This window comes from Scytonema sp. PCC 10023 (assembly GCF_963920835.1).
Taxonomy (GTDB): Bacteria; Cyanobacteriota; Cyanobacteriia; order Cyanobacteriales; family Nostocaceae; genus Kalymmatonema.
The window spans coordinates 1-11,196 of sequence record NZ_CAWUDP010000175.1; the positions used below are offsets into that span (position 1 = coordinate 1).

Genomic DNA, 11,196 nt, shown 5'->3' on the forward strand with positions numbered 1-11,196 from the left:
TGTTAAGCATACCGCCAGCGTTCATCCTGAGCCAGGATCAAACTCTCCGTTTTGAGTTTTTCGCTAGCTCCCGGAAATAAATTTCCGAAATCCGCTTTTGATTTTTTGTCTTCGGGTTCCCCCGTTGACTTGATTTGTTTGACGAGGATTGTTGCTACTATTAGCTTTCAAACTATTACTTTTTCTTGGTTCGGCGTGTGTTTTCTTTTTTCACACTTTATCTAGTCTAGCCACCGGATTTTTTTTTGTCAAGGGGCAATCCAAACTTTTTTCTGACCCTTGATTTTTTGGCTAGTGAGTGCGCCTTGTGCCACTGTTTATCCATAATAGCTCAAAATTTTCAATAGCTCAAAATTTTCAAGCACGCTGATTGCTGACACTCTTTTTTTGGTTCGGCGTGTCTTGGAGCTTTGCTTTGTTCAACACTTTTTTACCAGAAATACGCAAATTTTGGGTGTTTGGGCTGGAAAGCGGACTTTGGCATGATGGCTTTCATTAAAAGTATGTAAAACTGGGCAACCCTGGCATGCTCCCACCACGAGTATCTGTAAGGCGCACCACGATTACTCGTGGGGAGGGTTGCCCAGTTTTACACAGATTTGACCCAAGGCTGCACGAGTTTTTCTTTTTGGGTAGCTCTTACCACTGTTAACGGTTTGCTCCCTAGTCTTTATACAGAGTTGCGTTCAAAGATATGAGGCAGCTGTTGGCACAATGGGGAGAAGGGCAGGGCTATTTCATTCTAAATAGGTGCATAAGTGTGGTAAGACCAAAAGTGGAACGTCACTACGCCTGAGCCATGTTCTCAAACCCATTGCAGCGATATAAATAAATTGAGAGCAAAATTACGTGCGATTGCAAGAGAAAGCACTGTCCAAGGGACAATCGCCTAGATTTGAACCAATGGAGTCGTCCGAATACGAGAAGCATCTTCACCTTGAGTCACGTCGTCGCGTACATAATGCACTTTGTTTGCTACATTCCAATATCCCCGAATTCGTTGTGCAAATGCTCTAGCTGTAAATGAAACAACGTTACACCGGGTTTCTTTTAATACCTCAATACCCGTTTGTATTATACGTGAGCGAGTTCCAAAGAGGAATAGAAGGATGCAGCACCGCTGGGATATCTTTGACTTTAGGAGCCAAATCCATACTAAAGTTAAGCTAAACTAACTCTAGTTGCTTCACCAATTGCTGTGGTCCTCAAAATTATTTCTCTGTTTAATCAAGCAGGTGGAACTGGTAAAACCACTCTGACACAGAATTTGGGCTATCAGCTTGCTCAACTGAGACATCGGGTTTTGCTAGTAGATATTGATCCTCAAGCATCGCTGACTGCCTTCATGGGTTTAGAACCATTCGAGTTGAAGCAAACCATTGCCGATTCACTGTTAAAAGATACTCCATTACCGCTCCACCGCAATTTGCACGACGTAGACTTAGTTCCAAGTAACATTCTTCTCAGTGCTGTTGAAGTACAGCTTCATTCGGTCATAGCTCGTGAATGGAGACTCAAGCAAGCGTTATTACCTGTACAGTCCAATTATGACTTTGTCCTGGTTGATTGCCCTCCGACATTGGGAATTTTCAGTATTCTGAGCTTGGTAGCTTCCACTCATGTCCTTGTACCAATTCAAACGCACTTTAAAGCTTTTTTAGGCGTAGAGCTGCTGCTAGATTCTATCCGCCAAGTCAGAGAACGTATTAATCCTGGGCTGGCGCTTGCTGGGGTAGTGCCCATGATGCACGAAAGCCGTACTAGCCTTGGGAAAGTTATCCTTGATGGAATTAATGAACAACTGGGAGCAATCGCTCCAATTTTTCCTGCTATTCCTAGAGCGATTAGCTTTGCTGATGCCTCAATGGCACGGCAGCCTCTAGCACTTTACGATCCTAAACACTCAGCCGTGCAACTCCTTGAATCCATAGCTCAGAAACTGGAGGAAATTTAATGCCAACAAGAAAATCTAGTCGGGTAGCACCAAAACTAAATACAGTTGATGCCTACCTCAGTAGTTCTCCTAACGAATCTACGACGACAGTTCCAATTGACAAGATTCGATTACCTCTCAAGCAACCACGTCGCTACTTCGACCCTGAGAAGCTTGATCAACTCGTGCAGTCAGTTAAAGAGCACGGCATTTTGGAGCCAGTGCTAGTTCGCCCACTCCATGATGGGGAATACGAACTGATAGCTGGTGAGCGACGGCTACGAGCAGCACGTGAGGCGGGATTAGTTGAGATACCTATTGTCTCGCGTGATTTCGATGACAAACAAGCTCTGCAAGTGGCGCTGATGGAGAACTTACAGCGGGAAGACCTGAATCCGGTGGAAGAAACTGAGGCAGTGCTAGAGCTGCTGGCGCTGTCTCTGGAAATAGAGAATCAGGAAGTTGTGTCAATTTTGCACCAGAATTTCAACGCCAAACAAAGAGGTCTCGAATTGAATCAGAACGTTCTGATTCAAGTTGATAAGATTGAATCAGTCTTATTGGGGATAGGACGTTTCAATGCTGGAACTTTCCGCTCTAGCCGACTTCCTTTGTTGAATCTTCCCGACGATATCCTGTCTGCACTGCGGCGTGGGGAGATTTCGTACACGAAAGCCCAAGCGATCGCACGAGTGAAAGATGAGCAACAGCGGTTGGAATTGCTCAATAAAGCGATTGCTGAAAACTTAGCTCTTTCGGAAATCAAGACTCGAGTTAAGGAATTGAAATCAGAACCAGAAGTAACGCCAGAGAAGATTTTGGTTGAACGATTTAATGAGATTAGCAAGCGTTTACGTCAGAAAAAAGTATCGGGTGATATCCAGAAGAGAGAGCGGATTAGTGAGCTTTTAGATGAGTTGGAGAAACTCACAGGGTCGAGCTAGGGGAGACTGTGCTAAAGGAGCATCTTTTTTTTCTACGCTTTCTGACGTTATCAAAATACCAACTTATGACCCTAAGTTGGGAAAACTTCTTATCTGGGCTAAGGCTAGAGAAGCTGTCATGAAGTGCCAAGTACCTTAAAGCATTGATATGGCTACCTTTTAGCCGTTATCCGTCAAAGTATATAAAACTTTACACAGTTCCGAGTTTTAACAGTGTCGGAACATTTTCATAATTTTAGTCTTGAATTTTAGGATTTCAAGCACTAAAAGGAGTGCCAAAAAGAGTAAAGTTCCGGCTCAAAAAATGATTTGGAACTTTCAAGCGGGATATGGCACAAGGTGACACTTTCTCTAGCATTACGCCTATCTTTTAATCTAGTTGCACAAACTCATAGTCTGTGTCATTGCAAGAATTTTATATAGCTTTGATTTGCGCTTTTTAGAAACCTAAGTTGCGGTTTATGAAATTTTGGATACTTCCTAACCGTCATTCAGACTTAACCAAAATTACAAACTCAAATGAAATTACAGCATTAAATTTATCTCATTCCGAAAATGCTTGTTGGAGAGAAAAAAATAGTAGCTTTTTTCTTATTCAAAAAGCGTTCAGCCGCTTGTATAAAGCGACTTGAGTCTAATACTGTTTACCCGCGCTGCTCAAAATTGAAATCCCCTTTATTTGTTAACAAACTTCAGATCAATCCCTGTTCAAGCTCATAAACTGTGTACCAAAATTTTCTCCAACAACTTGAACAAGGACGGGTTGATTTTGGCGTTCCCCATGAGTAAACTTCATGCTCACTCCTGAAGTTTCATTAGGTGAAAGATTTACTTGTTGTAAATTTTTTATAACTTCTGATCGAGACAGATTACTAGACATAGAAAAAGCTTTAATATAAGCTTGTGTAGCATCAAAGCTAGTAGCTGTGCGCCAACTAACTTCTCCTCTCCATAGTCGCATAGCTACTTTTGAAAACAATTCTTCTGATTTTGATTCAGTCATAAACCAAGGTACTGCTAAAGTCAAACCTTCTAAATTTCTGCCTGCAACTAAAGTTTGGCTACTATACAGCACATCATTGCCCAACAGCTTTAACTTTTTATTATTTATTATAGCAATCTCAAGCGCTATATTAGTAGATGATATATTTGGTAACAAAAGAGCAGCTTCTGACCCTTGATTGATACTTTTTGTGATTGATTGGTATGGATTTAAATCCGGGCTACTCAAATCAAATGTTGAAACTACTATACCCCCAAGTGCTTTAAACTCTAATTTAAAACTCTCCCTCAAATTATTACTGTACGAACTTACAGAATCATAGAAAATTACAATTCTTCTTAAGCCTTTACTAACTGCATACTTAGCTAGCTTTTTACCAACAGCTTCGTCAGAAGGAACTGTCCTAAAGAAAACATTGCTAGACAAGAATGTACTAGTGCTACTGGGAGAAGTTAAAGCTAAACCTGCTTTTTGATAATTGGGTAGCGCCACTGTGGTAGCCGAACTACTATAGTGTCCAATCACTCCAGAAATAGAGCTGTCTTTAACCAGTGTTTCAGCTACTTTTCGAGCAATACTTGGGTCATTATCATCATTTGCGATTAAAATTTCTAGTAACTTACCATTTAATCCTGCTTTTGAATTAAACTGATGTTGTGCTTGTGCTACGCCTCTCAATATTTCTTGAGAAATATTTGATGATATACTCACTGGTACAACTACTGCAAGGGTCGAACGAGAATTTTTTTGGAGGGCTGCTGACGCATTATTATAGTAAATCAATATTTCTGGATTACTAGGATTAGCCTCCCGAGCTGTTTGAAAAAATTGAACAGCTTCAGAGTATTTACCAGCACCAAAAGCTTGAACGCCGCTGTAAAAATTAGGGTCAACAGTGGAACTAAAGAGAATTCGCTCTCCTCGACTAAATCGATCTGGCTGCCATCCGTAAATATTAGACTGAGAATTTTCTGAAAAACTTGTAATAATATTAGCTGGATATTGTACGACAGGTACTAGTAATCCTAGTCCTATAACTATACTTAATACAACACGTTGCCGTTTTTGCTTCTCCGTTCGTCTATCCCATTCTTGACTAGCCATTAAAAACTGATAATCCTGAGTACTCAAGTTTTTATTACTAGCCCATGTAAGTGACTTCTGTAATATCTGTCCACGTAATAACCAAGTTTTGTCTTGACAATTAGAAGTTAGCCATCCTTCCATCGCATCCACATAAGGTTGGAGATTGCCTAACACCTTTTTAGCCCAATTAGAGTCAAAAACAGCCTTGTAGATGGAGTTATAAACTTTTAATTTGCCTTGCTGCTTAACTACCAAACCCGACAGTTGTAATTCTGTTTGTTCTAAACTGCCATCAGCTTCGATTTCAGCTTCCTCTAATATTTTTAGATAAAGCCTAAGCATCTGTACAGCACGCTGACCATTTCTTAAAATTCGATCACGTATTGTTCGCAAATGTTCTGGTTCATCCTGCGACTCCCAATTTTCAATGATGTGTATCTGCACTAAGTTTTCAATCCACTCTTTTTCACCATCCGCAGGAATCGGAGAGTTAAAGTCGAGAATAAGTTGACAAAGTTTTTGGGTAAGAAAGGGTTGACCACCAGTCCAAGCCAATACCTCCTTCATAATTACTTGAGGGTTACTAACTTTCTCAGTCAATCCCTTAACAAGAGGTTGAACTTGACTCAATTCAAACCCACACAGTTCAATAGCTCGACCAATATTAAAGGAGGTTCTACTGATACCTCGAATCAAATTGGAGGGAGTAGCCACTCCTAGCAGTACAAAGCTAAGACGTTGGTATACTGGATTATCAGCACGTCTGTTATAACAAGCCCGGATCAGCGCAAAAAAATCATCTTTAAACTCTAATTCAAGAACGTTATCAATTTCATCAATAAAAATGACGATATTTTTTGAAATTTCTGTCAATAATACTTTTTCTATAAATTCACCCAAGCATTGAACAGGAGAGAGCGACTCACGCTCCTGCCACCAGCTTTGCCAATTAAGCGTTCTGGATAGCTCAAAACTGCTGATGAGACACCTGATTAAGCCTCCATACCACTGCTGAGGAGTGACCTGTTTAATACCAATTTCTGTAAGATCGATAGCGGCACAAGTAACTCCTTCTGCTTGTAGCTTTCGCATCGTTTGCACCCGCAAGCTCGATTTTCCCATCTGTCGGGAGTTTAATATATAACAAAACTCCCCAGACTTTAACCACTTGTCAAGTTCCACATCTGCCTGTCGCCACACATAGCTATCAGCATCAGCTGGTAAGCTACCCCCAACTTTATATATTGACTTAAATTCTGCGTTCATTGAGTAGACTCCAAAGCAGCGCAAAAGTACTGGCGATATAAGTTACAGCGAGGTGTTACTTTATTACCACTGCGATGCACTACTCCCATACTATCTAATTTGTATGCCAGGTTTGATTCGACTAGTACAGGGCTGGTTGCGGTAACTATCTCTTTAAGTGCTTGCTTTAATTCTGGATACTGTTGGACAACACTTAAGTGTCGTCGTAAATGGTTGCGGTAAATTCCTGCTTCTGTTGCCGCTGTTTCTAAAATCTGCTCAAGCGAAAGATGAGGATAACTTTTGAGGTGAGAGAGCGCTTCATTTACAAGATAAGGATGTCCTCCCACCATATCCATTAAGTACTTAACCTGAGTTGAATTCCAATTTAATTTATAAATTTCTGCTAGTTTCTGTACCTGTTCCGGGTTAAATTCAGGTATTTCTATTGGTAGTCCAACATTAAATGGTGATTCACTATACTCAAGCGGAATGTATACTTCCGTGGAATGTACTACTATAATTCGCAGTCTTTGCCAGATCTTGCGAGTTGTTGCCTTCTCATGCCAAGCTCGTAAAAGACCTAGAAAATCTGTGGCAATTTCGAGATATGGGAAAACTTGATCAACGTTGTCCAAGCACAAAACTAGCGGACTCCCATCTTGAGCCAACAAATATTCTTCAAAGTAAGTTGTACAGTTTACTTTGCTAGTAGAACGCTGTTCATCCCAGTAATTAGCCAAATAGTTTGGTAATTGTAGTTCTCTAGTAACACTTATACATAACCACTGCAAAAATTTATCTATATTGCTGAAATCTCTCCTTTCTGCCAAATGAAGATCCAAATGCACAGTGCGGTAACCTTGCTTCGCCGTCTGAGTCAGAATTCTAGCCATTAATAAGGTTTTACCCATCTCTTGGGGTGCTTTTATTCTAATCAGAGAACCTCGCTGCAAAAGTGCTTGATGACAGCGAAATTCAATCAGAGGACGTTCTACATAAAAGCCACAGTCAGCCTGCTTGAGAACAGGGGTCAAATGCTCTGGAATGCCTGCCATCCGAATAGCATTACAACCCAACTTATAGGCAACATCAATTGATTTACCAGTTCCCAAACCATCATAAAAACCAAGAGCAAAATTAATTGCAGCTTTATCCCCAATTGTCTGATTCATGCCAATCACATAATCAACATATTGACAAATTGCCTCAGCTTGTACCTCTGAATAGCACGCATTTAACAAAACACATTCTACCTTACCCAAAAACAACTTAAATAGTTCAGCCAGTGCTTCTGCTTTTACAAACTGTACTTGTCCTAAATCGTTCTCCAGTGCCAAGCCTTGCTCTCCTGCCCCATGTCCAGAAAAATGGACAATTTGCGGCTCATGATCCAACATGGCACGGCGTAAATCATAGTCACGCACTGCCCACTTCTGCACTAAGACAAATTGCTCCCGTTTTATCGACCTTTCTAATCCCTGCTCAATATCGCGTACCTCTTGATCCAAACGCAAAGGTGAAGTGTCTTTAGGATTCGCTGCCAAAAACAGAATCTTCTTTCTCACCGTAATTTTGCTCTTTTAACCGCTTAGGACTACATAATCGTGCATTTTTAATTTTGAACGTTTTAACTAGACCTAGAAGAGATTCTCAAAGCTACTGTAAACAAATTTAATGTAGCCAATGTTGTGCAAAGGGATTGCTCTATTCTAACTGCCCTAATCCTCGCTGTACAAAAGCTAGCAAATATTGCTTAAATTAATTTATTAATTCTTATTAAAATTTTAAATATTTAGACGTGGATAGATTTGATACAATTACTGCTTACATAAGCGCTCGCGTGGTATCTCACTCGCCTAAATTCTAAAATCCTTAATTAGCATGGGTTTAGGAGGATTTATAGTATGCGCTAATAGTACCTAAAATGTCTAAACGACAATTGGGCATTTTTGTGGAACACACGCCTAGAGTGGGACAGATCCTTTATAATACCAACTTTTAACCGAATGCTGGTAAAACTGCATAAATCTGGCATACTGGCGGAAACGCTAATCCTTATTCCGTCGCACCTTGCTGTATGTCTGTACTAGATACCTTACCTAATGCCCAACATCGAAAGTTGGTAAAACGCAAAAAAGTGAAGCTGCTGTCTTTGGGCGCAAATCGCCGAATAAACGCAGATACCCTCTTGTGAACGACCAAGTACTTAGGGCAAACGCACCTTGTCAATAAAAATGCCATATTCTCAATAAAACTCTATCTTTTTCGCATTAACCCCTATTAATTGAGAATTAATGAAATGATGTGAAAATTTTTACTGTGCTTCTTGCCAGCCCTCAATAATCGCTATCAAAATATTAATGAGTGGGTTGTCAACTGCCTCTTTGAATGCTTCTTTACCCCCAGACTTGAGCGCACCAATCACCCGTGCTTTCAGCGTTGGATTATTCTTAATTTCATCGGCAGCTAAGGCTGCAATTACTCTTTCAGTTTCAGTAGGGTTAGTTTCTTCTAGTTGCTTGAGTAACTGCTGAATTTCTGCTGCGGCTTCAGCAAGATTCTGTCTTTGATGTGGTGTGTAGTTATTAATGTTACCGCCTATCTGATGAGCATTAACTGTCTGAGCATCTAAAAGACCCCCAGCAAACTGAGGATTCTGAAAGTTGTAATGAGAAACTTTTCCAGAGTTTTCTGCCATAACTTTTTGCACTTCTTGTTGCTGACTAAGCAAGTAAAATAAGCTATTGATATGTTCTCGCTGTCTTTGAACTTCTTCACCGTAATGCACTATTTGAGCATCTTTGCTGCTAAATTCAGTCCTGTATCTCTCTTCTAAAAGTTTATAGGCAAATTCGTAGCCTTGTATAAAATCGCTATAAATCTTCGGCTTATCTGCACTAGGGGAGACGTTGACTCTAATAACAATTATGCCATTGCCTTTATTTTCAATACTTTGGATGGCTAGCTCAGAGCTTAGGTTTTCAACTTGGAGCTTTCTAAACGAGTAAGCAAAGGCTTCCCAATCAACGCTATTACGAAAGATTAAGTCAATGGTACTCAAAGCTTGTTGAAACAACTTGCTAAAATCTCCTGGCGCAAACTCCCCACTACTTGGACAACGTTCCTGTTTAGTTGCCTTCAAATAAATGTAGTCACAAATTACATTATTAAGATTTGTAAAACTGTTAGCGTGCCATTCTTCTATGCAGACTCCAGTCAATGTGGCACTGTCGAAATTAGTGAAAAGACTTTGAATTCTGCTTAGGTTTGCTGCACTAAGATTCGCCCCACTGAAGTCTGCGTGACTGAGATTTGCTGCAGTGAGGGATGCCCCACTGAGGTTTGCGTCTCTAAAATCACCTCTTGTGAGATTAGCGCCAATAAGAAACGCCCTTTGGAATTGAGTCCCTATAAAGCTTGCTCTGCTAAGGTCAGCTTTAATTATGTTAGCCCCTCTTAAATTTGCCTTGCTCAGGTTAGCTTTACTAAGATTAACCATATATAGCAATGCTTGACTAAGGTCTGCCCCAGAAAGAGACGCCCCAGTGAGATTGGCTCCAGCAAGCTTAGCCTCTCTGAGATTTACCTGATCAAGGTTAGCTCCTTTGAGATTTACCTTATTGAGATCTTTTCGACTGAAGTCAATTTTTATTTGAGGATTGTTTTGCCTCCATTGATTCCAAACATCAACCTCTTCTTCAAGTAGACTAAATAATTTTTCACCTTCCATCTAACTCTCTCCTCTCTATAGGGCTATTGCATTCTAGGTGCAGGAGCGAGTTTCACAACTCGCCCCTCAATCATGCCTATTTTGGGAAAGTCAACTTACATACCACAAAGTGATATTTCAAAATGAAACAGTCCTATCCCTCTCAACTTTCAGTTTGTAAAACTGTCAGAATAAGGAGATGCATAAAACTAAGTAGGTCAACCAAATTAAACGTAAAATGTCATTACTAGCGTAACGGAGTGTAGACGCGAAGCGGCTACCCGAAGAGTAGCGAAGTAATCGCCAAATTTGTATCTTACGTTTTTCAATGTTAACCTACTTAGTTTAATAACCATCAAGGAGTATTTACTAGATCAACAAATCCGAAAAGCAAAACTATGCTCTTCCTTAGTTGCTAGATCTTTAGAGTCATTTGCTATTTTTTCTTTAACTAAAGACGCAATTCTAAAAGCAGCTAATACAACCACACCTGCGCCGATGAATACCCCTATAATCTGAATATTATTTACTACCCCTTCACCGAATTCTATAGATTCATTGGTGTCGTTTTTAAGATTGTAAGAGACCTGATTATTAGGCAATAAATTTAGATTCAAAATCGTATCCTTACTGACGTTAATAACCCCCTCACCTAAGTGGAGTTCTAAACCTACTGGATAGCCGTTCACAAGTTGTATTTGAGGGGTGTAAGGATAAAGTAAATCATCTTCATGGGTAATTTTTTGTTTTTCAAAAGCGAACTCAAGGAATATTAATCCTTCATTGATACGAACTATCCGATACCCATCATAAAATAAAGGTGACTCCTCATACTGAAATAAGCCAGTTGAGCTTTTACCTTTTAGCGGTCCTGAAATATATTGGAGATCAAATTTTCCATCTCTTGTATCAGCAGCATTAACGGTGTTAGCATTAAGTCCTATTCCACAAGCTAAGAGTAATCCAGTTACAGATGCTACCAATTGACTGATTCTATTTCTAGCCATTTGTTTGCTCTTCATAGTGTCCATCATTAATGTGGCTTAATAAACACTTACTAGATATGTAGAAATCCGGTTTGATTACTGAAAGTTTTTTAAGAGAAAAGTCTTGCTAGATGAAGCTTTTAGTCTCAATATACTTCAAAATTCAAGTAGGACTCCTACTAGATTTTCAGTCTAATGGTGATTTTTACATATTTCACCATTAGCGAATTTCACGTAACCGTTCAGAGGGGTAGGAGAGCGATCGTAAAAAATTGCCACCAAAATCT

6 protein-coding genes are annotated in these 11,196 nt (G+C 40.0%); 2 read left to right on the top strand and 4 right to left on the bottom strand.

Annotated features, from left to right (window positions below; all coding sequences use genetic code 11):
* The first annotated feature begins 1,198 nt into the window (after positions 1-1,198).
* Positions 1,199-1,954 carry a ParA family protein gene (locus ACM0OZ_RS46110; RefSeq protein ID WP_414589679.1) on the top strand — a complete coding sequence of 252 codons (756 nt, stop codon included), beginning with the start codon at positions 1,199-1,201 and terminating at the stop codon, positions 1,952-1,954.
* Positions 1,954-2,877, top strand: coding sequence for a ParB/RepB/Spo0J family partition protein (locus tag ACM0OZ_RS46115; RefSeq protein WP_414589680.1), 924 nt, complete (start codon positions 1,954-1,956; stop codon positions 2,875-2,877). Before ACM0OZ_RS46110 ends, ACM0OZ_RS46115 begins: the two co-directional genes overlap by 1 nt.
* Positions 2,878-3,574: 697 nt before the next feature.
* Here ACM0OZ_RS46115 and ACM0OZ_RS46120 read toward each other — a convergent pair.
* The 4 genes from ACM0OZ_RS46120 to ACM0OZ_RS46135 all read right to left on the bottom strand — a co-directional run bounded on the left by ACM0OZ_RS46120 (position 3,575) and on the right by ACM0OZ_RS46135 (position 10,945).
* Positions 3,575-6,232, bottom strand: coding sequence for an AAA-like domain-containing protein (locus ACM0OZ_RS46120; RefSeq protein ID WP_414589681.1), 2,658 nt, complete (start codon positions 6,230-6,232; stop codon positions 3,575-3,577).
* A complete protein-coding gene (locus tag ACM0OZ_RS46125) occupies positions 6,229-7,779 on the bottom strand; it encodes an AAA-like domain-containing protein (protein WP_414589682.1) in 1,551 nt (516 codons plus the stop codon). Before ACM0OZ_RS46125 ends, ACM0OZ_RS46120 begins: the two co-directional genes overlap by 4 nt.
* 749 nt (positions 7,780-8,528) lie before the next feature.
* Positions 8,529-9,944, bottom strand: a complete 1,416-nt coding sequence (locus ACM0OZ_RS46130; RefSeq protein ID WP_414589683.1) for a pentapeptide repeat-containing protein — start codon at positions 9,942-9,944, stop codon at positions 8,529-8,531.
* A gap of 353 nt (positions 9,945-10,297) precedes the next feature.
* On the bottom strand, positions 10,298-10,945 hold the full coding sequence (locus ACM0OZ_RS46135) for a hypothetical protein (RefSeq protein WP_414589684.1): 648 nt from the start codon (positions 10,943-10,945) through the stop codon (positions 10,298-10,300).
* Between the last annotated feature and the right edge of the window lie 251 nt (positions 10,946-11,196).

What these genes read in the sequence shown, in the direction of transcription:
- ACM0OZ_RS46115 (WP_414589680.1), top strand. Translation starts at nt 1,954, where the DNA reads ATGCCAACAAGAAAATCTAGTCGGGTAGCACCAAAACTAAATACAGTT.
- ACM0OZ_RS46120 (WP_414589681.1), bottom strand. Translation starts at nt 6,232, where the DNA reads ATGAACGCAGAATTTAAGTCAATATATAAAGTTGGGGGTAGCTTACCA.
- ACM0OZ_RS46130 (WP_414589683.1), bottom strand. Translation starts at nt 9,944, where the DNA reads ATGGAAGGTGAAAAATTATTTAGTCTACTTGAAGAAGAGGTTGATGTT.
- ACM0OZ_RS46135 (WP_414589684.1), bottom strand. Translation starts at nt 10,945, where the DNA reads ATGAAGAGCAAACAAATGGCTAGAAATAGAATCAGTCAATTGGTAGCA.